This window comes from Corynebacterium sp. HMSC27B11 (genome assembly GCF_001815985.1).
Taxonomy (GTDB): Bacteria; Actinomycetota; Actinomycetes; order Mycobacteriales; family Mycobacteriaceae; genus Corynebacterium.
The window spans coordinates 119,274-143,970 of sequence record NZ_KV823552.1 but is presented as its reverse complement, the minus strand read 5'-3'; the positions used below and the strand labels follow the sequence as shown (position 1 = coordinate 143,970).

Annotated in this window: 23 protein-coding genes; 17 read left to right on the top strand and 6 right to left on the bottom strand. The window is 65.5% G+C overall.

Features of this window, described 5'->3' with window-relative positions:
• Positions 1 to 250: 250 nt before the first annotated feature.
• From HMPREF3097_RS04260 to HMPREF3097_RS04235, 6 genes are all read left to right on the top strand, one after another.
• Positions 251 to 1,084 (top strand): HAD family hydrolase, encoded by an 834-nt coding sequence (locus HMPREF3097_RS04260; RefSeq protein ID WP_246821271.1) that lies wholly within the window; start codon positions 251 to 253, stop codon positions 1,082 to 1,084.
• Between the two features lie 197 nt (positions 1,085 to 1,281).
• Positions 1,282 to 3,843 (top strand): glycoside hydrolase family 65 protein, encoded by a 2,562-nt coding sequence (locus HMPREF3097_RS04255; RefSeq protein ID WP_070761171.1) that lies wholly within the window; start codon positions 1,282 to 1,284, stop codon positions 3,841 to 3,843.
• A 238-nt stretch (positions 3,844 to 4,081) separates the two neighbouring features.
• Complete coding sequence (locus tag HMPREF3097_RS04250) at positions 4,082 to 4,867, top strand: succinate dehydrogenase cytochrome b subunit (protein WP_070761169.1); 786 nt, start codon at positions 4,082 to 4,084, stop codon at positions 4,865 to 4,867.
• A 30-nt stretch (positions 4,868 to 4,897) separates the two neighbouring features.
• Entirely contained in the window at positions 4,898 to 6,931 is a 2,034-nt protein-coding gene (locus HMPREF3097_RS04245) for a fumarate reductase/succinate dehydrogenase flavoprotein subunit (protein ID WP_070761167.1), read from the top strand.
• Positions 6,931 to 7,680 (top strand): succinate dehydrogenase/fumarate reductase iron-sulfur subunit, encoded by a 750-nt coding sequence (locus HMPREF3097_RS04240; protein ID WP_012359469.1) that lies wholly within the window; start codon positions 6,931 to 6,933, stop codon positions 7,678 to 7,680. The genes HMPREF3097_RS04245 and HMPREF3097_RS04240 overlap by 1 nt, the downstream gene beginning before the upstream one ends.
• Positions 7,681 to 7,725: 45 nt before the next feature.
• A complete protein-coding gene (locus tag HMPREF3097_RS04235; protein WP_070758543.1) occupies positions 7,726 to 8,040 on the top strand; it encodes a hypothetical protein in 315 nt (104 codons plus the stop codon).
• Between the two features lie 62 nt (positions 8,041 to 8,102).
• Here the strand turns inward: HMPREF3097_RS04235 and HMPREF3097_RS09735 are convergent, their stop codons facing one another.
• On the bottom strand, positions 8,103 to 8,273 hold the full coding sequence (locus HMPREF3097_RS09735; RefSeq protein ID WP_168167012.1) for a hypothetical protein: 171 nt from the start codon (positions 8,271 to 8,273) through the stop codon (positions 8,103 to 8,105).
• A gap of 74 nt (positions 8,274 to 8,347) precedes the next feature.
• On the opposite strand from HMPREF3097_RS09735, the gene HMPREF3097_RS04230 reads away from it, so the two are divergent.
• The 3 genes from HMPREF3097_RS04230 to deoC all read left to right on the top strand — a co-directional run bounded on the left by HMPREF3097_RS04230 (position 8,348) and on the right by deoC (position 10,768).
• Positions 8,348 to 9,673, top strand: a complete 1,326-nt coding sequence (locus HMPREF3097_RS04230) for a DUF445 domain-containing protein (protein WP_070761164.1) — start codon at positions 8,348 to 8,350, stop codon at positions 9,671 to 9,673.
• Positions 9,674 to 9,734: 61 nt separating this feature from the next.
• On the top strand, positions 9,735 to 10,055 hold the full coding sequence (locus tag HMPREF3097_RS04225; RefSeq protein ID WP_015381165.1) for a DUF2516 family protein: 321 nt from the start codon (positions 9,735 to 9,737) through the stop codon (positions 10,053 to 10,055).
• A gap of 65 nt (positions 10,056 to 10,120) precedes the next feature.
• The gene (deoC, locus tag HMPREF3097_RS04220; protein WP_246821277.1) at positions 10,121 to 10,768 is read left to right on the top strand and encodes a deoxyribose-phosphate aldolase; all 648 of its coding nucleotides are present in this window, start codon (positions 10,121 to 10,123) and stop codon (positions 10,766 to 10,768) included.
• Positions 10,769 to 10,787: 19 nt separating this feature from the next.
• Here the strand turns inward: deoC and HMPREF3097_RS04215 are convergent, their stop codons facing one another.
• From HMPREF3097_RS04215 to HMPREF3097_RS04205, 3 genes are read right to left on the bottom strand one after another with little or no spacing between them, the layout of a single operon-like run.
• Complete coding sequence (locus HMPREF3097_RS04215; RefSeq protein ID WP_070761160.1) at positions 10,788 to 11,780, bottom strand: LmeA family phospholipid-binding protein; 993 nt, start codon at positions 11,778 to 11,780, stop codon at positions 10,788 to 10,790.
• A gap of 44 nt (positions 11,781 to 11,824) precedes the next feature.
• Positions 11,825 to 12,664, bottom strand: coding sequence for a methylase (locus tag HMPREF3097_RS04210; protein ID WP_070761157.1), 840 nt, complete (start codon positions 12,662 to 12,664; stop codon positions 11,825 to 11,827).
• Between the two features lie 6 nt (positions 12,665 to 12,670).
• Complete coding sequence (locus tag HMPREF3097_RS04205; RefSeq protein ID WP_070761155.1) at positions 12,671 to 13,171, bottom strand: DUF2505 domain-containing protein; 501 nt, start codon at positions 13,169 to 13,171, stop codon at positions 12,671 to 12,673.
• A gap of 23 nt (positions 13,172 to 13,194) precedes the next feature.
• On the opposite strand from HMPREF3097_RS04205, the gene HMPREF3097_RS04200 reads away from it, so the two are divergent.
• A complete protein-coding gene (locus HMPREF3097_RS04200; RefSeq protein WP_070761153.1) occupies positions 13,195 to 14,442 on the top strand; it encodes a UDP-N-acetylmuramate dehydrogenase in 1,248 nt (415 codons plus the stop codon).
• A gap of 171 nt (positions 14,443 to 14,613) precedes the next feature.
• On the opposite strand, the gene HMPREF3097_RS04195 is transcribed toward HMPREF3097_RS04200, so the two are convergent.
• Complete coding sequence (locus tag HMPREF3097_RS04195) at positions 14,614 to 16,395, bottom strand: long-chain-fatty-acid--CoA ligase (RefSeq protein WP_070761151.1); 1,782 nt, start codon at positions 16,393 to 16,395, stop codon at positions 14,614 to 14,616.
• A 175-nt stretch (positions 16,396 to 16,570) separates the two neighbouring features.
• Here HMPREF3097_RS04195 and mshA point away from each other — a divergent pair, with 175 nt between their 5' ends.
• The 3 genes from mshA to HMPREF3097_RS04180 all read left to right on the top strand — a co-directional run bounded on the left by mshA (position 16,571) and on the right by HMPREF3097_RS04180 (position 19,332).
• Positions 16,571 to 17,845, top strand: a complete 1,275-nt coding sequence (gene mshA / locus HMPREF3097_RS04190) for a D-inositol-3-phosphate glycosyltransferase (protein WP_070761150.1) — start codon at positions 16,571 to 16,573, stop codon at positions 17,843 to 17,845.
• A gap of 44 nt (positions 17,846 to 17,889) precedes the next feature.
• The gene (locus HMPREF3097_RS04185; protein ID WP_070761148.1) at positions 17,890 to 18,489 is read left to right on the top strand and encodes a type III secretion system chaperone family protein; all 600 of its coding nucleotides are present in this window, start codon (positions 17,890 to 17,892) and stop codon (positions 18,487 to 18,489) included.
• A gap of 90 nt (positions 18,490 to 18,579) precedes the next feature.
• A complete protein-coding gene (locus HMPREF3097_RS04180; RefSeq protein ID WP_070761146.1) occupies positions 18,580 to 19,332 on the top strand; it encodes a phosphoglyceromutase in 753 nt (250 codons plus the stop codon).
• A gap of 160 nt (positions 19,333 to 19,492) precedes the next feature.
• On the opposite strand, the gene HMPREF3097_RS04175 is transcribed toward HMPREF3097_RS04180, so the two are convergent.
• A complete protein-coding gene (locus HMPREF3097_RS04175; RefSeq protein WP_070761144.1) occupies positions 19,493 to 20,488 on the bottom strand; it encodes a DUF3109 family protein in 996 nt (331 codons plus the stop codon).
• 23 nt (positions 20,489 to 20,511) lie between these two features.
• On the opposite strand from HMPREF3097_RS04175, the gene HMPREF3097_RS04170 reads away from it, so the two are divergent.
• The 4 genes from HMPREF3097_RS04170 to HMPREF3097_RS04155 all read left to right on the top strand — a co-directional run bounded on the left by HMPREF3097_RS04170 (position 20,512) and on the right by HMPREF3097_RS04155 (position 24,420).
• Complete coding sequence (locus HMPREF3097_RS04170) at positions 20,512 to 21,450, top strand: Ppx/GppA family phosphatase (RefSeq protein ID WP_070758552.1); 939 nt, start codon at positions 20,512 to 20,514, stop codon at positions 21,448 to 21,450.
• Positions 21,451 to 21,558: 108 nt separating this feature from the next.
• Positions 21,559 to 22,809, top strand: coding sequence for a hypothetical protein (locus tag HMPREF3097_RS04165; protein WP_070761142.1), 1,251 nt, complete (start codon positions 21,559 to 21,561; stop codon positions 22,807 to 22,809).
• Positions 22,810 to 22,980: 171 nt separating this feature from the next.
• Positions 22,981 to 23,817: a pyrroline-5-carboxylate reductase gene (gene proC / locus HMPREF3097_RS04160; RefSeq protein WP_070761141.1), complete on the top strand. Its 837-nt coding sequence runs from the start codon at positions 22,981 to 22,983 to the stop codon at positions 23,815 to 23,817.
• 396 nt (positions 23,818 to 24,213) lie between these two features.
• The gene (locus HMPREF3097_RS04155) at positions 24,214 to 24,420 is read left to right on the top strand and encodes a helix-turn-helix domain-containing protein (RefSeq protein WP_041628442.1); all 207 of its coding nucleotides are present in this window, start codon (positions 24,214 to 24,216) and stop codon (positions 24,418 to 24,420) included.
• The last annotated feature ends 277 nt before the right edge of the window (positions 24,421 to 24,697 follow it).

The window sequence follows — 24,697 nt, the reverse complement described above, 5'->3', positions numbered from 1 at the left end:
GAGTTCAAGGCTAAAAACGGCATCGCCTAACACGGCTGCCGACTCTCGCCAGCGCTCTTGAGCGGGGCGGTGAGTAGGTCAACGGGGCGGACGCACCAACATGGTGTGCCCGGCCCGTTTTTTCATTGAGGCAGGGGGGCGAGTTGATCGGGGTGAGGGGGTGGCGACGCTGGGGTTGGCCGGTGGAGGTGCCAAGAGCGAGAAGGCGGTCCCGGCCACAAGCCGCAGTGGGAAACGTACTATCGGCAGCATGAACCCTGGGAACGTGAACAAGCGACAGCCCGAGACGTCGACAAGCGGGCAGGGGAGCGGCAGCGCAGGCGCAGACCTGCCCGACCTCTGCCTGCCCGACCTGTGGCAGTACGGCGCGATCCTCTTCGACCTCGACGGCGTGATCACCCCCACCGCCGACCTCCACCGCGAGGCCTGGGCCCACATGTTCAGCGAATACTTCCGCGAACTCGGCGCCGGTGGGCAGAGCGTGGCCGAATACACCGACCAGGACTACTACGACTACCTCGACGGCCGACCACGAACCGAGGGGATCGCCGCGCTGCTGCATTCCCGCGGCATCGACCTGCCCGCCGGTAGCGAGGAGGACACGGCGGCAGAGAACACCGTCTACGGGCTGGGCGAACGTAAGAACGCCGAGTTCCTCCGACTGCTGGGCCAGGGCATCGCGGCCTACCCGGGCAGTGTCCAGCTCCTCGACACCCTGACTGCGCCGAAGGAGGGCGTGGCCCCGCCCCGGCTGGCGATCGTCTCCTCCTCCAAGAACGCCCGCCCAGTACTCCAGGCGGCGGGCCTGCTCGACCGCTTCGAGCTGGTCGTGGACGGGCTGGTCGCCGCGGAGCTCGAGCTGCCCGGCAAGCCCGCCCCGGGTACCTACCTGCACGCGGCCACGTGGTTGGGTGTTCCCGCCGAGAAGGCCGTGGTGGTGGAGGACGCTCTCAGCGGGGTGGCCTCCGGGCGTAACGGCAAGTTCGGCCTCGTCGTGGGGGTGGACCGGGGAGCAGGCGAACAGGAACTGCTCGACGCCGGGGCGGACACCGTGGTCGCCGACCTCGCAGACTTCGTGGGCTAGCCCCGCGATAGCGCCACAGCCCTCGCCGTACCGCCTTGTGCAGCCGCGCAATAGAGCCCCCGTGCGGCCGCGCAAAAGAGCCGCCGTGCAGCCGCACAAGCCAGCAACGTGACAACCCGAGCCCGCGATTCGGGGTAGTGCAACCCGCCCGCTAGACTGTGCGCGGCTCAGAAGAAAACCTCAACATGTGGGACACAATGACCTCAGCTTCTCAATCCGGAAACGCACAGCTCCAAGCCTTCCTTGCCGCCAAGCGCAACGGTGGCGCGCAGGGGCCGAACCGGCCGATCGACGGTGCGGACTTGGCTACCGAAGGCTACCGGGCGGACCGCCACCACCACGGCGTCGACCCATTGGAGCTGATCGACCGCGATAACAACCCCGTCTGGGAGTGGGGCTGGGCGGAAACCAAGCCTAACCGCACCGACTTGGGTGTCGCCGAGACACTCTTCGCGCAGTCCAACGGCTACCTCGGCATGCGCGGCAACCCGCCGGAGGGCCGCGATTCCGCCGTCCACGGCACCTATATCAATGGCGTCTACGAGAACTGGAAGATCACCCACGCCGAGGACGCCTACGGCCTGGCCCGCGATGGGCAGTCCATCATCGACGTCCCGGACGCGAAGGCGATGCGCCTGTACATCGACGACGAGCCGTTGCGCCTCGGCAACGCGGATATCAGTGAGTACAGCCGCACCCTGGACTTCCGTGATGGTGTGCTGCGCCGCAGCATGATCTGGCGTACCCCAGGCGGCAAGCGCGTGCGCGTGACCACCGAGCGCATGGTCAGCTTCCAGGAGCGCCACCTGGCGATCATGGCGCTCGAAGTGGAGCTGCTGGATTCGGACGCCGCCGTCGTCGTCTCCTCCCAGCTGCTCAACCGCCAGGACGGCGAGGGCGAGTTCCCGGATAACAACGGCCCCGTCGCCGTCCAGGATGGAGAGCTGGACCCGCGGAAGGGTTCCACCTTCGACGAGCGCGTCTTGATCCCGAAGTACCAGTCCCAACCCGAACCGGAGCGCGCGACCCTGGGGTACCAGGTCAACCACTCCGGCATGACGGTCGCCGCCTCCATGGACCACGAGCTGCGCGTGGACAATCCGGCGACCGCGGACTCCGGCGACGTCGAAGTGACCACGGAGGTCGCGGAGGACGTCGCCAGCGTCGTCTACCACATCAACGGCGCGAAGGGCTGCCACCTGCGCCTGGAGAAGTTCGTTAGCTACCACTCCTCCCGCCACGTGGCCCCGAAGGAGCTGGCCTTCCGCTGCGACCGCACGATCAACCGGGCGAAGCAGGTGGGCTACAGCAGCCTGGTGGAAAACCAGCGCGAGTGGCTGGGTGCATTCTGGGAGCGCTCGGACGTGCGCATTGGTGGCCAACCAGAGCTGCAGCAGGCGGCCCGCTGGTGCATCTTCCAGCTGATCCAGGCCTCCGCGCGGGCCGAGACCACCGGCGTTCCCGCCAAGGGGCTGACCGGTGCGGGCTACGGCGGGCACTACTTCTGGGACACGGAGATCTACGTGATGCCGTTCCTCAGCTACACGAACTCGAATTACGCCCGCAATGCGCTGCGCTTCCGCTACGAGATGCTGCCCTCCGCGCACGAGCGTGCCCTGGAGCTTTCCCACGACGGCGTGCTCTTCCCGTGGCGCACGATTAACGGGCACGAATCTTCCGCGTACTACGCTGCCGGCACGGCGCAGTATCACATCGACGCGGACGTGGCCTTCGCGCTGATGAAGTACTTCTACGCCACCGGGGATAAGGAATTCCTCATGCGTGAGGGCGTGGAGATCCTGCTGGGTACGGCCCGGTTCTGGGTATCCATCGGCTTCTTTAACTCCGCGCAGGATCGCTTTGAGATCCACGCGGTCACCGGCCCGGATGAGTACACCACGGTGGTGAATAACAACCTCTACACCAACGTGATGGCGCAATATAACCTGCGCATGGCTGCGAGGGTGCTGAAGAAGATGCGCGCCGAGCGGCCGGATGATTACGCGGACCTGGCTGCCCAGCACAAGCTCAACGATTCCGAGTTGGATCGCTGGGAGCTGGCAGCCGAGCAGATGTACATCCCCTTCAATGAGGAGCTGGGGATCAATCCGCAGGATGATTTCTTCCTCAACCGCCAGATCTGGGATCTGGACGATCCGAACGGTGAGCCGAAGCGGCCCCTGTTGCTGCACTATCACCCGCTGACGATCTACCGCTATCAGATCCTGAAGCAGGCGGACGTGGTGCTGGCGCTGTTCCTGCAGGGGAAGCGATTCTCCCAGGAGGTCAAGCGGGCTGACTATGACTACTACGATCGGCTGACGACGGGGGATTCCACCCTTTCGGCGGTGGTGCAGTCCATCATGGCTGCGGAGCTTGGTTATGCGGATAAGGCTCTGGAGTTTTTCCACCGCGGGTTGTTTGTGGACCTGGCGGATATGCATGGCAATACCGCTGACGGCGTGCACATCGCCTCCTGCGGTGGGGTGTGGACTGCGCTGACCTATGGCTTTGGTGGGCTGCGCGATCATGAGGGCGAGTTCACCATTGACCCCCGGCTGCCGGAGGGTTGGGAGTGCCTCAGCTACAACGTCACCATTCGGGATGTCCAGGTTCGCGTGACGGTTCGCCCGGGTGAGGTGGAGCTGGTCTCCGTCCGGGGGAAGGACGCCGGTGTGGTCACGGTGCTGGGTCAGGAGGTTCGGGTCGCCGGTGAGCCGCAGGTTGTCGTGGGGGAGACGGTTCTCGCCGCAGGCTAGGTCCGGACACGTCCTGTTCTTCTCCCCGCATCCGGTGGCCGTCGTTGCCACCGGGCGGGGAGTTTTGTGGCTGGTGCGACTGGTGTGGCTCGGGGTTATTTACGCAACGAAGTTGTTGCGCAATAGCTGCATTTCCTGTGATTTTGCCCCAAATAGGGTGTAAAACCCCAGGGTGGACCATGGCAGTTAGTGACCAAGGTCTCCAAGCTCGTAGAGTTATTACGACACTGGAGGTGCCATGACTGTAAAGAATGACGAAAACCGGGACGCCCTTGTCCACGGGAAAATAACGACGAAAGCCCTGCGCGAAAAGCCGGGCATCCCAACCTGGGTTATGAAGCTGACGATGGCCATCACCGGCATCATCTTCGGCCTGTTTGTTCTGGTCCACATGCTCGGAAACCTGAAGGTTTACACCGGCGCTGAGGGCCTCAATACTTACGCGGACTTCCTCCGCGAGGTCGGTTCGCCGATCCTGCCTGAGGGCGGCATGCTGTGGATCTTCCGCATCGTGCTGCTCGTGGCAATCGTGCTGCACGTGTGGTTTGCGTTCGCACTGGTCGGCCGCAGCCACCAGTCCCGCGGCCGCTTCCGCCGCAAGGGCATGGTCAGCAACTGGAATACCTTCTCCGCACGCACCATGCCGGTCACCGGCATCGTGCTGCTGCTGTTCATCATCTTCCACATCCTGGACCTGACCCTGGGTGTCCAGCCGGTTGCGTCCAGCGAGTTCACCGAGGCTGTTGACGGCAACCACGCCGCCTACCAGAACCTCGTGGCCTCCTTCGAGCGCCCGGCAGTGGCGATCATCTACATCGTCGCGATGTTCATCCTGTTCGCCCACCTGTCTCACGGCATCTGGACCGCATCCTCGGACCTGGGTATCACCGGCCACCGCTGGCGCCAGGTGATCCTGTGGATCTCCTACCTGGTCCCGGCCCTGATCCTCATCGGCAATATCTCTATCCCACTGGCTGTGCTGTTCGGGGGCATTGAGCAAGTGCCATTCGTCCCAGGCGTTTAAGCTCGCGAGTCTGTTAAGGAGTAAACGGCTATGAGCGATGTTATTAATCACCCGCACAACCAAACTGCGGATTTCAACTACGACGAGGCAGTCGCAGCTTTCACCGCGCCTGAGTCCTCCGTCGACGGCGTGACCGTCGGCAAGGTTCTGAAGGACAACGCCCCGCACGAGGTCGGCCAGGATCAGCAGTGGACCTACGCCAAGGACCACTTCGGCCTGGTGTCCCCGCTGAACCGCAACAAGTTCCGCGTCCTGATCGTCGGTACCGGCCTGGCCGGTGGCGCTGCCGCTGCAGCCCTCGGCGAGCTGGGCTACGACGTGAAGGTCTTCACGTACCACGATTCCCCACGCCGCGCGCACTCCATTGCTGCGCAGGGTGGTGTGAACTCCTCCCGCGGTAAGAAGCTGGATAACGACTCGACCTACCTCCACACCAAGGACACGGTCAAGGGTGGCGACTACCGCTGCCGCGAGAACGACTGCTGGCGCCTGGCCATGGAGTCCCCGAAGGTCATCGACCACATGAACGCCATCGGCGCACCGTTCTCCCGCGAGTATGGCGGCACCCTGGCAACCCGTTCCTTCGGTGGCGTGCAGGTTTCCCGCACCTACTACACCCGTGGTCAAACGGGTCAGCAGCTGCAGCTGGCGACGACCTCCGCGCTGTACCGCCAGATCGGTGCCGGCAACGTGGAGATCTTCACCCACGCAGACATGCAGGACGTCATCGTCGAGGACGGCGTCTGTAAGGGTGTCGTGATGCGCAACCTGATCACCGGTGAGCTGACCGCTCACACCGGCCACGCAACCGTGCTGGCCACCGGTGGTTACGGCAACGTGTACCACATGTCCACCCTGGCGAAGAACTCCAACGTCTCCGCCATCATGCGCGCCTACGACCAGGGTGCCTACATGGCGTCCCCGTCCTTCGTGCAGTTCCACCCGACCGGCCTGCCGGTCAACTCGGACTGGCAGTCCAAGACCATTCTGATGTCCGAGTCCCTGCGTAACGACGGCCGCATCTGGACCCCGAAGAAGAAGGGCGACGACCGCGACCCGAACAACATCCCGGACGACGAGCGCGACTACTTCCTGGAGCGTCGTTACCCGGCATTCGGTAACCTGGTCCCGCGTGACATCGCGTCCCGCGCGAACGCCCAGCAGATCAACGCTGGCTACGGCGTTGGCCCGAAGAAGAACTCCGTCTACCTGGACCTGGGTGACGCCATCAAGCGCCTCGGCAAGGACACCATCCGCGAGCGCTACGGCAACCTGATTCAGATGTACGAGGAGGCCATCGGTGAGTCCGCGTACGAGACCCCGATGCGCATCGCCCCGACCTGCCACTACACCATGGGTGGCCTGTGGACCGACTTCCACGAGATGACCTCCATTCCTGGGCTCTTCTGCTCCGGCGAGGCTTCCTGGATGTACCACGGTGCAAACCGACTGGGTGCTAACTCCCTGCTCTCCTCCTCCGTCGAGGGCTGGTTCACCCTGCCGTTCACGATCCCGAACTACCTGGCACCGCTGCTGGGCGAGGAGGTCTCGGCTGAGGACTCCCCGGCTGCACAGGAGGCCCTGGAACGCTCTCAGAAGCGCATCGACCGGATCATGAACATCCGTGGCGAGGAGCCACACGGCGCGGCCCACTACCACCGTCAGCTCGGTGAGATCCTGTACTTCTCCTGTGGCGTGTCCCGCAACGTCGAGGACATGAAGGACGGCATCGAGAAGATCCGCGCACTGCGCAAGGAATTCTGGGCCAATGTCCACGTCCCTGGCGAAGCCAACGAGATGAACCAGGAGCTGGAGTACGCACTGCGCGTGGCCGACTACCTGGATCTCGGCGAGCTCATGTGCGTCGACGCACTGGACCGCGACGAGTCCTGCGGTGCCCACTACCGCGATGACCACCTCTCCGAGGACGGCGAGGCCGAGCGTGACGATGACAACTGGTGCTTCGTCTCCGCTTGGGAGTCGAACGGCGATGAGAAGTTCATCCGCCACTCCGAGCCGCTGTACTTCGATCGAATCCCGCTGATGACAAGGAATTACAAGTAATGAAGCTGAATCTTGAAATTTGGCGTCAGGCGGGCCCGAACGCCGAAGGCCACTTCGAGTCCGTCAAGGTTGACGACGCCGCAGAACAGATGTCCATCCTGGAGCTGCTGGACCACGTCAACACCATGTACGTCGAGGCTGGCAAGGAGCCCTTCGCCTTCGCCTCTGACTGCCGCGAGGGTATCTGTGGTACCTGTGGCCTGATGGTGAACGACCGTCCGCACGGTCCAGACCAGAACAAGCCTGCCTGCCAGCAGCGCCTGGTTTCCTTCAACGATGGCGACACCATCAAGCTGGAGCCGCTGCGCTCCGCTGCCTACCCGGTCATCAAGGACATGGTCGTCGACCGTTCCGCACTGGACCGCGTCATGGAGAAGGGCGGCTTCGTCTCCGTCCAGGCTGGTACCGCACCGGACGCCGACGACCTGCTGGTCAACCACTCCGACGCGGAGAAGGCTCTGGACCACGCGGCCTGCATCGGCTGTGGTGCCTGTGTCGCAGCGTGCCCGAACGGCGCTGCTCACCTGTTCACCGGCGCGAAGCTGGTTCACCTCACCCTGTCCCCGATGGGTCGCGAGGAGCGCGGCAAGCGCGCCCGCGCCATGGTCGACGAGGTGGAGACCAACTTCGGTCACTGCTCCCTGTACGGCGAGTGCGCGGACGTCTGCCCAGCTGGCATCCCGCTGACCGCCGTTGCCGCAATCACGAAGGAGCGCGCACGCGCTGCCTTCCGCGGTAAGGACGACTAGGTTAAGCTGTAGATACATACAGGTTTTCCGGAAAGTAGGAAAGAAATGGCTCTCGCTGAAAACCTCCACATGGAGCGTTACTACGAGGACGGCTTCGTCCCGTCGAGCTACGATGCGCCGCACTCTTCTCTGCACCGCTCTATCACCTGGGTCGCAATGGGCTCCATCCTGAGCTCCCTGGCCTTCTTCGGCATGGCGATCTACGGCCTGGCTGGTGCAGCCGGTAGCGACAATGCAACCGGGTTCGTTATCGCAGGTCTGATCGGTGCTGCGCTCTTCCTCTTCGGTGGCTTCGCCATGGTCCACATCGGCCGTGCGAACTACCGCGAGTACGTCAAGCGCAGTGGTCGCATCCACTAGAATTTGGCTAGCGAGCGCGTAATGAACGCGCAGGGCACGCACCTCCAACGTAGCCCGCAAAGCTAGTACTTGAGGCCACCCCGGTCCCCGTCATTGAGGACGGCGACCGGGGTGGCCTTTTTTGCATGCCGTTCCCGGTCATGCCGCGGAGCACGAGACCTGGCCAGTGCATCGACCCCGGGGAAGATGCGGGTGAGATTAGGCAGCTCGTTCTCCGCACCGGGGGCAGTCAATCGGAGTGGGAGTGTGGCGCGTGCCGGCCGGGGCGAGGGGACCGCCGAAGGCCCAAAGCTGCGATACTGGTGGGGTGAGCCATCGCAGCATTGATAACCCCGCCCCAGCAAGCAGCAGCCTGCCAGTGCCCGGCCCCTCCCCGGAGTCCGAGGCCCAGCGGCGCCATGACCTGCGCAAGCACAAGGCCATCGCCTCGGGTCTGCTGATCTTCGCGGCGATCGTCTTCGCCATCTGCCGCATCGTGGATCACGGCGGCAATGCCCCGGCCTGGGTCGGCTACGTCCAGGCCGCCGCTGAGGCCGGCATGGTGGGTGGCATCGCGGACTGGTTCGCCGTCACCGCGCTCTTCCGCCACCCACTGGGCCTGCCGATCCCACACACCGCGATCATCAAACGCAAGAAGGATCAGGTCGGCCACTCGCTGTCGGAGTTCGTCGGCGAGAACTTCCTCAACGCCACCCTGATCTCCGAGAAGCTGCGCGCCGCTCACCTGCCTACACGGGCCGCCAAGTGGGTTGTGGAATCCGAGGGGGACCAGGTCATCAGCCGGGAGATCGGCAAGCTGATCCGGCTGACGGTCAACGGGGTGAACGCCCAGGAGGTCGAGGCCGTCCTACGCGTGATGGTCATCGACCGCCTCCGCGAACCACAGTGGGGTCCACCGATGGGGCGCGGCCTAGAGCAGCTCATCGACGAAGGGCGCACCGAGCCACTGGTGGACGCGGCCGTCATCTGGATGGACGATAAGGCCCGCGAGTCGGAGGACTTCATCGTCAACCTCATCGACGAGCGCACCCCGCGCTGGGCGCCCCGCTTCGTCCGCGAGCTCGTCGGCGACCGCGTCTACCGCGAGGTCGTGGACTTCACCGCTGCGGTGCGGGCCAACCCGAACCACGAGGCCCGCCAGCAGTTTCGCAGCTTCATCGCGGGTCTGGCCCGCGACCTTCAGCACGACCCGGTGATGATCCAACGCATGGAGAACATCAAGGAAGACATCCTCAACTCCGGGCCCATCACCGCCCTCCCGGCGACCGTGTGGGAGAACACCCGGCACGTGCTCGCAGAGCAGGCCGAGGACCCAGACTCCATGCTGCGCACCCGCATCGCGGCCTGGGTCACCGAATTCGCCAACCGGGTGCTCGCGGAACCACAGCTGCGAGAAAACCTGGAAGACCGGCTGGTGGGGGCGGCGGCCTACCTGGCGGAAAACTACGCAGGTGAGGTCACTAGCATCATCGGTGAGACCGTGGAGCGGTGGGACGCTGAGGAGGCAAGCGACCGCATCGAGCTGATGGTGGGCAAGGACCTGCAGTTCATCCGCGTCAATGGCACCGTCGTGGGCGCCTTGGCGGGGCTGGCTATCTACTCGCTGGCGCAGTTGATCGGCTGGCTCTTCTAGCGGAAGGGACGGTGGCCTGCCGCTCCCGCTGCGTGTCCGGGGCGTGCACTAGGATGAGGCCATGATGAATCCCGCAATACTCATCGGCTTCCAGGTGGCTTTCTACCTGTATATGTCCCTGTCCGTGATCGTTCTGATCCTGGGGGTTGCTGCCGCTGCCCAGGTGGCAATGACCCGCGATGATGCCTTCGAGGTCATCAACCGCAAGAAGCAGAACTGGCTGCTGCTTGGGGGCGGGGCAGCGCTGACTGGCCTATTCGGCATCTTCGGTGGCGGTGCCTTCCCACTGTGGATCATCGGTGCGGTGATCGTCGGTATCTACTGGCAGGATGTTCGCCCGGCGATCCGCGACGTCCTCGATAACGCCTCCGGGGCGTGGTAGCCGTGGCTGCTTCCCAGAACTCGTCAGGGTCCGTGTCCCCGAGCCGCGAGTCGGTCGCTCAGATTATGGACGCCACCCTGCTGGCCACCGACGCCAGCCGGGAGGACGTGCGGGCTCTGCTCCGCGAGGCCCAGGAACTTGGCTGTGGCGCGGTGTGCGTATCCCCGTCCATGCTGCCGATCTCGGGGGATTACCCCGGGCTGCGCGTGGCCACGGTGGCGGGATTTCCCTCCGGTAAGCACCAGAGCCTCATCAAGGCGACCGAGGCCCGCTTTTCGGTGGAACAGGGCGCCGATGAGGTGGACATGGTCATTGACGTGGCCAATGCTGTGGCCGCCGATGAGAATGCCATGCTCTCGGAGATCATGGCCGTGCGCGAGGCGCTACCCGCGCCAGCGGTGCTGAAGGTAATCCTGGAATCCGCGGTGCTTTCCGAGGAGCAGCTGCGCGCTGCAGTGCGTTCGGCCGCTCGCGCCGGCGCGGATTTCGTGAAGACCTCCACTGGCTTCCATCCGGCGGGAGGCGCCAGCGTCGAGGCTGTGCGGATCATGGCCGATGAGCTGGATCGGATGGGCAAGCGCGGCCGGGTGGGGATCAAGGCCTCCGGCGGCATTCGCACCTGGGAGCAAGCCGTGGCCATGATCGAGGCGGGGGCGACCCGCCTGGGGGTATCCGCTGCGCGCGCCATCCTCGAGGACGCTCCGCAGCAGTAGCCGGGGTTTGGTAGGGGGCTTAAGCCGCAGCCCGGTTGAAGATCTCGCCGCCGGAGCCCACGGCCCCCGGGCGGTCTTCCCCGGCCGGGGTATCGTCCCCAGCGCCGTCGTTGCTGCGACCCCCGCGCGGGCTGTCCTGCCCGCCCTGCTGGGGCTGGCCCGCCTCGTTCAGGGAGTTCTGTAGCTCGTCGATGTGGACGTCCGTGCCGTGCAGGGAGATCTGCAGGCCCCGGTTGGTGACGCGCACGTCCCGGGCCTCCAGGCCACCCGGCGTGTTCTGGTCCACGGAATCCTCGACCGCGCCGCCGAGTGTCTCGGCGAGGACATCCGGCAGCTCCTGGCCGAAGACCTTCACTGCCGAGACCTCCATCGTCAGCTGGCCCTGCTCGATCTTCGGGCTCATCACGATGCTGGCCAGCCCACCGCTGAACTGCACCTCGAGGGTCTGATCCTTGGCGTTCGGCACAACGTCATTGACCTGCAGAAGCTGACTCATCAGGTCATCGCCCGACTGACCGGACTGGTTGGCGATCATCTCCGCCTTCATGACCTCCTTCGGCAGCTCCGCGTCGACGGTCAGCTCCCCGAAGATCATGTCCTCCGGGTTCTCCCCCATCGAGAGCTTCTTGCCGGTGATATGGGTGCGCGGCATGCCGGTGATGACCGGGCGGCTGGGGTCGTTGTCCTCATAGGAGACGTCGATGCTGGAGGGGACCTCCACCTCCAGGTGGGGCAGCGAGCCCTGCACCAGACCAAAGAGAACAGGGGTGGTGCCCAACGAGACCTTCGGGTCCTCGGCCATGCGCGAATCCGAGGCCTCGGTCATGGCGTTGGTGATCTCATGCTTGATGTACCAGCGCGCGCCGAACTCGGCGATCAGCGCGAGCAGGAGCACGATGACCACGATGATGGCCAGGATCTTCGGCGCCTTCGACTTCTTCTCCGGCGCCTGCTGGGCCGGGTAGCCGGAGAATTGGGGCTGCTGCTGGGGATAGTAATTTTGAGAGCTCACCCAACATAGTGTTCCGCAAAGCCGGCGAGATTTCTATAGAACGTCTAGAGCCGGATGTCGCTGACGAGCTCCCAGGGGACGGTGAGCAGGTTGTCCTGCATTCGCCGCCGCGGGTTGAGCTTCGCCACCCCGGCAGGGAGCTGGCCCAGCAGGTCCTCCCGGGCGAAGCGCCAGCGCACCCGCGGGCCGTAGGGTGCATAGCCCGCCGCCCGGTCCCAGGCCGCATCCGCAGCCTGCAGCAGCGTGAAGACCTTGTGGCCCTCGGTGTTCTCGTGGATCAGGGCCTTCGGCAACCGTTCCGCCACATCCGAAGGCTTGTCCACATCGGCCGGGTCCCAGGCCAGCGTCAGCGTCCGGGGGCCGGACTCGTCCAGGAGCACCCAGGCCGCCCGCCGTCCGATCTCATCGCACGTTCCCTCGATGATCTGCCCGCCGGGGTTAAGCCCCGCGATCATCATCCGCCAGGCCGCCAGGACCTCGGAGACGTCGTACTGCCGCAGCACGTTGAAGGCCCGCACCACCTCGGCGCGGTGGCCCGCCAACTCGAAGCCGCCCAGGGCGAATTCCACGCCATCGCGGGGCGGCAGCACCCGGGAGGGCTCGATCTCGAGCCCCAGCACGCGCACCTCAGGGTTTACCCGGCGCAGCCACCCCGCCCATTCCACCGTGGTGGTGTGAGAAGCCCCGTAGCCCACATCCACGGCAAGGGGGCGACGTCCTGACAAAGAAGCGGCATCGAAGGCAGCGCGCACCGCGGGGTGATGGGCGAGCCACCGATCGGCCTTGCGCAGCCGGTTGAAGCCGGTCGTGCCACGGGTGGGTACGCCAACGGGCCCGTCCTGCGACCAGGAACGGGCCCGTAGATTGTGGGCGTGATCAGCCACGGAAGTTTAGGCGTTCTCCTTCAGATACTTCTCGATCAGGGAGGACTCGTGGGCGATGAACTGCTCGACCCACTCCATGATCTTCGGCTCCAGCATGGAACCCATCATGGGGATCTTAACGTCCACCGCGGACTTGGCGCTCAGGGAGGTCGCGCCATCGGCGTCCTGCAGCACCAGGTCGGCGTTGAACTTCACCGGCAGGCCCGAGACCTCCGCGGTGACGGTACCGGTCGCGCGGCCGCCTTCGACCGGTCCCAGGGTGACGGTGCGGGCCAGCTCCAGGGTGGCCGGGACCATCGCGCGGAAGGACTCTGGGACGGCATCAATCGGCAGCTTCTCGGCCAGCTCAACCTTGACGTTCGGGCCGCCGGTGAAGTTGCGGACCTCGCCGGGCTCGTCGCCGGTGTTCTTCGCCTCGTACTCCCAGTACTCCTGGGAAGACAATGCGGCGTGGACATCGGCGAGCGGGAAGCCGATGCTGTGGGTGTTCTCACTGTTAGTCGTCATGGCTACAGGCTACCGTTAGAGGGGTGACACAAAAGCAGAATCACGCCAATACTTTTCCGGCCGCAACTACCGGCCCCTCCGCCCCGCCGAGCCTCGACGAGGTTGCCGCCGCCGTCGCCCCCACCGGGGCTGCCGTGGATCGCCGCCCGCTCGCGGAACTGACGACGCTGCGCATCGGCGGGCAGCCCGCCGCCGTGGTGGAATGCACCACCGCCGAGCAGCTGGCCGGTGTTCTGGAGACCGTCGATGCCGCGGGCTGGCGCGTGCTGATCGTCGGCGGGGGATCGAACCTGCTGATCGGGGACGGGCCGGAGGTCTCCGAGCTGGTGGTGGTGCACGCCGCGGACGATCCGGAGGCTGCCATCAGCATTGATCCGGAGACGGGCGTGTGCTCGGCCTTCGCGGGAGTGGAGTGGGACCGCTTCGTCGCCGCGACCGTGGCTGCCGGCCTGGGCGGGCTGGAGTGCCTCAGCGGCATTCCGGGCTGCGTCGGCGCCACCCCGGTGCAAAACGTTGGCGCCTACGGGGCGGAGGTCTCCCAGGTGCTGTGCCGGGTACGCCTCTACGACCGCGCCCGCCGGGTCGCCGAGTGGGTGGCGCCCGAGAGCCTGGACCTGGCCTACCGCTACTCGAACCTGAAGTTCACCGACCGTGCGGCGGTGCTGGAGGTGGAGTTCCAGCTGGACCCGGCGGGGCTCTCCCTGCCGCTGCGCTTCGGTGAGCTGGCCCGGCGCTTGGGCGTGGCCCGCCCGGCCGAGGGAGAACAGGCCGGTGAGATCCGCCGCCCGGCAGCAGAGGTTCGCGAGGCGGTGCTGGAGCTGCGCGCCGGCAAGGGCATGGTTCTCAACGCCGAGGATCACGACACCTGGTCCGCCGGTTCCTTCTTCACGAACCCGGTCGTCGCCGGGGAGGCGGCGCGGGATGCGGTGGTCGCCGCCGTGCGCGAGCGTGTGGGTGAGTCGGAGGCCGAGGCCATGCCGCTGTTCTCCGTCGGCACGCCGGAGAATCCGGAGTTCAAGTTCTCCGCGGCCTGGCTCATCGAGCGGGCGGGCTTTCACAAGGGCTGGCAGGTGCCGGGCCGGGAGCGCGCCGGGCTGTCCACCAAGCACACTCTGGCGCTGACCAACCGGGGCGGGGCGAGCAGCGAGGACCTGGTGGCGCTGGCCACCGCGGTGCGCGACGGGGTCTTCGAGGCCTTCGGCGTGGAGCTGGTGCCAGAGCCCGTGTGGATCGGGGCGGAGCTGCCGCCGGTCAACCGCGCAACGGACTAGGCGCGAAGAAGGCTAGGGGTTCACGCAGAACAACGCCCTAGGCGCGAGCTCTGCGACCCCATAACGGGGTCGGTCTCGGCCTAGGGCGTTGTGCGTGGTTGATGTCGCCGGGCGAGTGCCGGGGCGGGCCAGTCTGCCTAAGGTGCCGAACCCGGCACCCCAGGTGGCGGCTTAGCCCTCCTCGGCGACGATCTTTTCGACCAAGTCCTTGATCTCACGGCGGCGGATCTTACCGATCAGGTCCGCCGGCAGCTCGTCGACGACGAAGAAGCGACGCGGCACCTTGTAGCGGGTCATCTCGTGGCGTGCCCACTCCTTGATCTTCTCCTCGTCGAAGTCCTCCTTCTTGACGTGCTCGTCGAGCACCACGGCGGCGACGACCTCGTCGGAGCCGTCCTCCTTGGCCAGGCCCACCACGCCGGTCTTCGCGATCATTGGGTGGTCCGCCAGGACTTCCTCGACCTCCGCCGGGTAGACGTTGAAACCGCCGGTGATGATCATCTCCTTGATGCGGGAAACGATCCGCAGGAAGCCATCCTCCTCCATGACGGCCATATCCCCGGTCTTGAACCAGTCTTCGAAGAACGGCTGCTCGTCCTCCGGGACGTTGATGTAGCCACTGAACACCTGCGGGCCGCGGACCAGCAGCTCGCCCTCCTCGCCGTCCGGCATGGTTCGGGAGAGATCCTCCGGGTCGGCCACGCGGATCTCGGTGCTCGGGAACGGGATGCCGATGTAGCCTGCGCGCGCGTTCTCCGAAATCGGGTTCGCGGTAACGATCGGGGCGGTCTCGGTCAGTCCGTAGCCCTCGATGATGGAGCCGCCCGTGCGACCCTGCCACTGGTGGGAGATGGACACCGGCAGCGGCGCCGCGCCGGACAGGGCGTTCTTCACGCCGTTGATGTCCAGGTTGTGCTCCTCCGCAGCCTCCAGGATCTTGTCGTACAGCGTCGGCACGCCCGGCATATACGTCGGCACCTGCTTCTTCATCTGGTCCACGATCAGCGGGATCTCCGGCTTCGGCAGCAGGCAGAGCTTGCCGCCAGTCGCCACGCCCAGCGCCGCGGTCAGCGTCAGGCCGAAGATGTGGAACATCGGCAGTGCCGCCAGGTAGATCTCCTGCTCGCCCTCGCCGAGCTCGCCAACCCAGGCCAGACCCTGAGCTACGTTCGCCATGATGTTGCGGTGCGTCAGCATCGCACCCTTCGGCTTTCCGGTGGTGCCGGAGGTGAAGAGGATGAAGGCCTCGTCCTCCAGGCTGCGCTCCGGCACCGGGCTCAGGTACGCGCCGTCGCCGCCGATGGTGCCGTCGACCAGCTTCTGGAAAGGCACCGTGCCCGGTGCTGGGGAGTGCAGCTGCTCCCGCTTCTCCTTCAGCGAGGAGACCGGCAGCTTCAGCGCAAACTGCTTGATCTTCGGCATCGCCTCGATCATGTTGACGGTGACGACGGTCTGCAGCTGCGTGCGGTTGACCAGCTCCTCGCACAGCGGGGCGATCTTGTCCCAGGCGATGATGACCTTCGCGCCGTGGTCGATGAACGGGCCCTGCAGCTCGCGGGCGGTGTACAGCGGGTTGTGCTCCACCACCGTCGCCCCCAGGTACAGCACCGCGAAGATGGAGATCAGGTGCTGCGGGCAGTTCGGTAGGCAGATCGCGACGCGGTCGCCACGGCGGACGCCGAGCGCCTTCAGGCCGGCGGCGACCTTACGGACCTGCACGTGAGCCTGAGCGTAGGTCGTTGTGCCGCCGAAGAAGTCGAGCATCACGTCCTTGCCGTGCTCGTTGCTGGCCTTGATGAACATGTCCACCAGGGTGTCGCCGCTGAGTTCGATCTCCGCAGGAGTCCAGGAGTTGTAGTACTTCAGGTACGGCTTCTCCCGCCACGCGCGGCCTTCAGGCTTCTTGCCTTCCTCGTTCACCGCGGAAGAGTTGGGGGCGAGGGTTTCGGTCATGTCTATGGCCTCCTTGGGAATCCGAAACAAGGAATGTGATGCGGGTCTCACTAACGCTAGTTGCTTCCGTGACATTTGTGTGTGAAAACAAATAACTCGCGAGAAATATTAACGCCGCCGGGGGAGGCGTCCTCAACGGGGCTGGAACCAGTGGGGGAACGTAGGATCGGAAAGCATGCGCATCGCGATGATCTCTATGCACACCTCCCCGCTGGAACAGGCGGGAACCGGCGACGCCGGCGGAATGAACGTCTACATCCGCAACACCGCCGAACAGCTGGCCAAACAGGGCTTGAGTGTGGACATCTTCACCCGCGCCACCCGGCCGCTGCAGGGGGAGGTCGTGGAGCTCGGTGACGGCGTGCGGGTGATCAACTGCGTGGCCGGGCCCTACGAGGGGCTGAGCAAGGAGGAGCTGCCGACTCAGCTGGCCGCCTTCACCGGCTCCGTGCTCGCCTTCGCCCGGGAGAATGGGCTGAGTTATGACCTCATCCACTCCCATTACTGGCTCTCCGGCCAGGTCGCGTGGCTGCTGCGGGACCTGTGGAATATCCGCTGGGTGCACACCCCGCACACGCTGGCCGCGGTGAAGAATAACTACCTCTCCGAGGGTGATAACCGAGAGCCGGAGTCCCGCCGCATCTGCGAGCAGCAGATCGTGGACAACGCCGACGTCCTCATCGTCAACACCGAGGCTGAGGTCGCGGACGTCGAGCAGGGTTACGACTCCCATAAGGCCCGCATCGCGGTGGTCACCCCCGGCGCCGACATCGAGAAGTTCACCCCCGGCACCGAACGCGCCACCGAAAACGCCCGTCGCGCGCTAGGAATCCCGCTGTCTGCGAAGGTCATCGGCTTTGTGGGGCGCCTCCAACGCCTCAAGGGGCCGCACGTGCTGCTGCAGGCCGCCGCGACCCTCATCGAGCGCTACCCGGACATGCCGATCCGCGTGCTGATCTGCGGCGGGCCGAGCGGTTCCGGTCTAGAGCGCCCGAAGTGCCTGGAGGAACTCGCCGAGGAGCTGGGAATTTCGCGGGCGGTGCGCTTCCTGCAGCCCCGCCCACCCGAGGAGCTCGTCTCGATCTACCAGGCCGCGGACGTGGTGGCGATGCCGAGCGCGAATGAGTCCTTCGGCCTGGTCGCCCTGGAGGCGCAGGCCACCGGCACGCCCGTGGTCGCCACCCGAGTCGGCGGGCTGCAGGCCGCGGTCGCGGAGGGCGAGTCCGGCCTGCTAGTCGACGGCCAGGACCCGCACGTGTGGGCCGATGCGTTGGGTCAGCTGCTTTCCGGCGACGACCAGCGCATCGCGATGGCGGAGTACGCACCCCAGCACGCCGCCCGCTATAGCTGGGAGAACACGGCCAAGCAGCTGGTGGAGCTCTACCGGAGACTCCCGACGATGCCGGAGGAGGGCCCCGCGGAGCGTCACCCCGCGGGCAGCGCGAATTAGCGCTCACGCCTTCCGCAGCTCGGCTGCGGGGGTAGGTTGGGGGCATGAACCTCGAAAAGATCTCTGCGCTCTTAGACGAAGCCGACGTTGACTACGTCGAGTCCGGCGGCAACCTGGTCGTCGTCCTCCCGGGGGAACGCAGGCTCAAGACCAACTGCCTCTTCATCCCGCAGGAGGGCATGTTCCGGGTTGAGGCCTTCGTGTGCCGCGCGGTGGAGGAGGCCCAGGAGGAGGTCTACCGACTGCTGCTGCAGGCCAACCGCCGAACCTACGGGGTGCACTACACCCTCGACGGAAATAACGACATCTACCTGGTCGGACAGTTCGGCGAATCCACCACCGCCGAAGACATCCAGCGGATCCTGGGGCAGGTGCTGGAACGCGCGGACGGGGACTTCAACCGCATCCTGGAACGCGGCTTCGAATCCTCCATCCGCCACGAATGGGCCTGGCGACTTTCCCGCGGCGAGCCGACCTTCAACCTGGGAGCCTTCCAGCGCCTGCGTCCCACCGACGAAGAGGTCGACCAGCTGGCTCCCATGCCCGGCAAGTCCCCGCGCGAGGTTGTGGCCGAGCAGGCCGCCGCGCCAGCCGAGGCTGAGGGGGAGACGAGCAAGGCGGCCACCGGCCAGGACGCGGAGTAGCGGGCCGCGCGCCGGGACAGCGTGGGAGCGCGCCCCGCGAACGGGGCCACCTGCCGCCTGGGCCACAACGTTTCATGGCAAAATGGAGGTATGAGCAACACTGAAGGAACACTGATCCTCCTCCGCCACGGGCAGAGCGAATGGAACGCAACGAACCAGTTCACCGGCTGGGTGGACGTCAGCCTCACCGACCAGGGCAAGGCCGAGGCCAAGCGGGCTGGTCAGCTGATTAAGGACGCCGCCGTCGAGCCGACCGTCCTGTTCACCTCCCTGCTGCGCCGCGCGATCATGACCGCGAACATCGCGCTGAACGAGGCAGACCGCCACTGGATCCCAGTGCAGCGCGACTGGCGCCTCAACGAGCGCCACTACGGTGCGCTGCAGGGCCTGAACAAGGCCGAGACCCGCGATAAGTACGGCGAAGAGCAGTTCATGTCCTGGCGTCGCAGCTACGACACCCCGCCGCCGCAGATCGACGTGGATAGCGAGTACGCGCAGACCAACGACGTGCGCTACGCCGATCTGCCGGAGGTTCCGCGCACCGAGTGCCTGCAGGATGTCGTCAAGCGCCTCGTCCCGTACTACGAGGCCGAGATCGAGCCGCGACTGAAGGCGGGGGAGACCGTCCTCGTCGTCGCGCACGGCAACTCCCTGCGCGCGCTGGTCAAGCACCTCGACGAGATCTCGGACGAGGACATCGCCCAGCTGAACCTGCCGACCGGCATGCCGCTGGTCTACAAGTTCGACAGCAACGGTGTGGTCAAGGTCAAGGGTGGCGAGTACCTCGACCCGGAGGCAGCAGCAGCCGGTGCGGCCGCCGTGGCCGCCGAGGGTAAGAAGTAACACCCTCCGCTGAGCTCACCCCTTAAGGCTCATCACCTAAGCGAAACGCCCCAGGAAAACTTCCTGGGGCGTTCTTGCGTCGCGTGGGCTGTGACCGCACCCTGTTCGGGCGGGCGCCCCTACTGAAGCGCGATTGCGCGAGCGCGATTGAGCAGGCGAACTAGAGCTTGCGCTCGCGGGCCGCCCGGGTCGCCGGGTGGATGGTCAGCAGCGGGAAGCCACTGGGCGCCAGCGGAGCCCCCGCCTCGTTCTGCTCGCCGGTGGCCGCGGCGCGCGCTTCCAGGGCCTCGCAGTGTTCCGCCAGCACCTCGTAGGACTCCTCGCCGATGAGCTCCACCAGCTCGTCCTTGTGGGTGCGCCACATCGCGTCGGCTGGCCCGCCCTGCCCCTCGGCGCTGCCCGCGTGGCAATTCGGGTCGGTGGTGCACCACCAGTCGAAGTCCGCCCCGCCGTCGCCCCAGGCGCGGCGGTTGTACTCCGTGATCGTCGTGCGCAGCATCTCCTGGCCATCGGGGCGGGTCTCCCAGTCCTCCAAGCGACGCAGCGGTACCTGCCAGCAGACCTCCGGCTTGGACTCCACGATGGACTCGCCGTTCTCGGTGGCCCAGATGTGCAGCGCGCAGCCGATGCCGCCGTCAAAGCCCGCGCGGTTGGCGAAGATGCAGGCGCCGTCGACGGTCTTGGTCTTCAGCGCGGGCTCCATCTCACCCTCCTCGTTTTCCAGCTCGTCCCACTCGAGCCACGGCTCGAGTTCCCCGTCCGCCTGCTCCTTCTCTCCCGGGGTTTCGCCCGGCGTGTAGAGCTGCCACTGCTCGGGGCTGAGCTCCTGGACCACACGGTTGAGGTTGGCGCGGTCGTCGTCGTCCGTAAGAAAAGCACCGTGGACGCAGCAGGCCACGCCCGGGTCGGCAGCGACGTCGATGCCGTGGCAGGCCTCCGTACCGAAACGGCAGCGGTAGGTGGACATCAGCCAGGTCAGGTCGATCTGGATGATGTGCTCGGAGTCCGCCGGGTTGATGAATTCCAGCCATTCGCGGGGGTAATCGCCGGGCAGCTCGACGCCGCGGCGTACCGAAAGGTCAGCTGGGGTGCCGTCTGGATAGCCGGACGCGATGGGGTGGGGGGAATTTGACTCGCTATTTCTCACGCAATCCACCGTAGACCCGATAGGCTGAAAACGTGAGATTAGGTGTCTTGGACGTTGGCAGTAATACGGTTCACCTCGTGGTTGTGGATGCCCAGTACGGTGGCCCGCCAACTCCCATGAGTAATTGGAAAACCCCCATGCGGTTGGTGGAGTACCTCTCGAAGAAGGGGAACATCAACTCGAAGGGGATCGATAAGCTCACGCGCGGCGTGGGGCTGGCTTCGGAGATGGCGGAACAGTTCCGCTGTGAGGAGCTGCTGCCGTTCGCGACGTCGGCGATCCGTTCCGCGAATAATTCCGAGAAGGTGCTGGACGCCGTCGAGGATGCCACCGGCGTGCGTTTGCAGATCCTGACGGGCGAGGAAGAGGCTCGGTTGACCTTCCTCGCGGTGCGCCGCTGGTACGGTTGGTCGGCCGGCCGGATCTGCGACCTCGACATTGGTGGCGGTTCCCTGGAGATGTCCGTGGGAACTACGGAGAGCCCGGACGTGGCGCTGAGCCTGGATCTGGGTGCGGGCCGGCTAACCCGGGAGTGGTTCGACAGCGATCCGCCGTCCCGGAAGTCCGTGAAGAACCTGCGGGAGTTCATCGAGGAGCAGCTGGACGCCAATATCAAGGAATTCCAGGATGCCGGCCCCATCGACGTGGCGGTGGGGACCTCTAAGACTTTCCGCATGCTTGCCCGCCTGACTGGTGCGGCCCCGAGCTCTGCGGGGCCACGCGTGAAGCGCACCCTGACCCAGCCTGGCCTGCGGCAGCTCATCGCTTTCATCTCCCGCATGACGGCGGCGGACCGCGCAGAGCTGGAAGGCGTCAGCCAGGAACGGTCCCACCAGGTGGTGGCTGGCGCGCTGGTCGCGGAGGCGGCGATGCGCAAACTGGACCTGGATTCCTTGGATATCTGCCCGTGGGCATTGCGTGAGGGAATGATCTTCCACCACACGGACGTGGCTTTCGAAGATTTTTCTTAGTTTCCTAGCGCCATTAGGGTGTGGAATGAGCAAAACCAAAAATGGCGCTTCGTATACTATGCGAAACAGTTATTTGTATGTTCACGTGGACATTGATGGGAACATTCGATGAGTGAGAAGCTTACGGTCGCGGAACTGCTCGCCCGCAGCGGTCGCACCTCTTCTGATAGCGGCCGCCGTCGGCGCCGTCGCAGCCTCGACGAGGGTGGCATTTCCGTTGCCGAGCTGACCGGCGCGATCCCGGTCGTCGGGGACACCGAGAGCGAAGCTTCCACCGCGCCCGCAGCGGGTGCTGACAAGCGTGAGCAGCCCACGGTCGATCGGGCTGAGGCCGGGGTAAAGCAGGCCGATAAGGCTGAAAAGACGGCGAAGCCTGAGCAGGCCAAGCAGGCTCAGGCTGCCGAGCAGGCTGAAGATAAGAAGGCTGAAGCCGAAAAGGCGAAGCAGGCCGAGGCCAAGCAGGCCAAGGAGGCTGCCGCAAAGAAGGCCGCCGAGGAGAAGGCGGCAGCGAAGCAGGCGGCTGAGGAGAAGGCTAAGAAGGCTGAGGCTGAAAAGCTCAAGCAGGCAGAAGCTGAGAAGGCGAAGAAGGCCGAAGAAGAGGCTGCAGCCAAGAAGGCTGAGCAGAAGAAGCCTGAGCCCAAGAACGCGGCTGCCGCTAGCTCCGCGATTGTCGACCGCCGCGAGGTTCCGGCACAGCGTCCGGAGGAACAGACCTCCGAGATCCCGGCTGTCACCGATAAGGCCGCGCCGGCAAAGAAGAACACCGAGCCCTCCACCGAGCAGACGGCCCTGATCACGAAGGTTACCGCGGACCAGGCGGAGGGCGCTGAGCCTGCGAAGGACGCCTCGGCGAAGAGCGCTTCGGCTACGAAGGCGCCGGCCAAGGACGCTGATCGCAAGGACGCTGACCAGAAGGGCTCTGGCGCCGGGGCCGCGGCGGCTGCTGCCACCGCCGGTGCTGCCGGCACTGCCGCCGCGACGCGGGGCTCCGATGCGGAGCGCAAGGGGGAGCAGCCCGCTCCGGAGGAGTTCCACAGCCCTGAGGAGCTCGAAGAGCTGCAGCGCACCCTCGGCGAAGACGAGGTCATCGAGTACGAGGACGATTCCATCTCCTGGCCAGCCCTCATTGGCCAGGCCATCGCGGCCATCCTGGTCGGCATTGGTGTGTTCCTGGGATTCAAGCTCCTGTGGGGCTCCCTGCCAGCGGTGCTGGTGCTGGTGCTCGCCCTCGCGGTGACCCTCGTGATGGTCGGCGTGGTGCACGCACTGCTGCGCCACCGCGACAAACTCATCATGATTCTCACCTTCGTGGTGGGCTTGGTACTCACCATCGGCCCACGGCTGATCATGAGCATCTAAGTTTCTGCGCGCCGCGAGGCGCGCTTTTCTTTTTGCCGCACCAGCCACGTTCGGGCGGGGTGCTGTGGCGCCGGAGGGCGACGTCCTCACAACTGGATGCGAGACCACCGAAAACGGGGGAGCTGCACGCAAGCGCTGCAATCGACGCGCCAGGCTGGCACCCTGGAGGGCATGACTCGAATCGCAATCATCGGCGGCGGGAACATCGGCGAAGCATTGATCGCCGGACTCGTCGCAGACGGAATTGACCCGAAGACCATCATCGTCGCGAACCGCAGCGAAGACCGGCTCACCGAGCTGGCGGACCGCTACGGGGTGCTGACCGCGGAGGACTCGGTCACCGCCGCGGTGGAGGCGGACGTCCTGTTCAACTGCGTGAAGCCCGACGGCACGCTCTCCGTTTTCGACGAGGTCGCGGAACAGCTGGACGATAACGACGCCACGACGGTCGCGGTCTCCGTCGCCGCTGGCGTGACCATCGGTGCGATGGAGAATGTGCTGCCTGCGGGCACCCCGGTGGTGCGCGTGATGCCGAATACCCCGATGCTGGTCGGCAAGGGGACCAGCGCGATCGCGGGTGGCCGCTTCGCGACGGAGGAGCAGCTGGAGACGGTGCGCGAACTGCTGGCCAAGGTGGGCACCGCGGTGATCGTCAAGGAGAAGGACATCGACGCGGTCACGGCGGTCTCCGGGTCCGGCCCGGCATACTTCTTCCTCGTCGCCGAGGCGATGGTGGACGCAGGCGTGAACCTGGGTCTGCCACGGGCGCTGGCCGAAAAGCTCGCGATCGGTACCGCGGAGGGTGCAGCCCAGATGATGGCCAACGGCCTTGCCGAGGGTGGTGACGGCCCGGTGGAGCTGCGGGCGAAGGTCTCCAGCCCGGGCGGGACGACCTCCATGGCGACCCGCACCCTGGAGGAGGAGGGGCTGCGCCGTGCCTTCTTCCGCGCGATGGAGGCGTGCCGGGACCGCTCCGTGGAGCTCGGCGCCCCACCGAAGGGGGACTAGGGGAGCACGGGGTGCCGAGGGGGAGGCAGCGCATCGTGGGGGTGTGAAGTGATAGCGCGTAAGGGGGTTAAGAGCGGTGCGTGAGGGGTCGCATCGTGGGGCCTGCCGCAATGCGCGGCGGGCCCGATTTTTGTAATTTCAAGACTCCCGGGGCGGGGAGAGTCTCAAGTGAAACTTGAGGTGGGGGTGGTGGGTGTTGAACTGTTTGCACTGGTCAACCCAAGTCACAAAAAGAAACAAATAGCACTTTCGACATAATCGTCCCTGAATGCGCAAGCGTCACTTGGTTCACGTTATAGTAGTGAGGAAAGCGTGGCCGCGTGACGTCCTGCAGAAGGGGAAGTCTGCAGCGCGGGGCCGTGTGAAGAAAGAGATAAGACTTTTATGGCTAACCCAATGGGTGGAAATGACAAAGGAACCTTTCTGACCGTCGCTGAGGTCGCAGAGCTGATGCGCGTGTCGAAGATGACCGTGTATCGCCTGGTGCACGCTGGCGACCTGCCAGCGGTGCGTGTGGGTCGCTCCTTCCGCGTCCACGAGCAGGCAGTGAGCGAGTATCTCGGTGCGTCCGTCTACGACGCCTCCGAGGGGCAGACTGGTTAGAAACCCACCCCGACCGTGGCTTCAGCGCCATAGCAGTCGGGGTTTAGCGCTGCCACCGCGGCATAGAAACCGGCCCTTATGGGCCGATTTTTGTGCGCTCAGCCACTGGAACGGTAGAATTTAATAATTCGTGTCCTATGTGAGCTCCCGGGCCACCCCGGCGATGAAGCGCTGAAGCGTAGGGCTCGCCTTGTTCGCTGACTTCCGGGCGGCAGCCGCCTACCGGGGCTGCGGAACCGTCGCGATGGCGCGGCATACGAGTTTTCAACAATTTGAA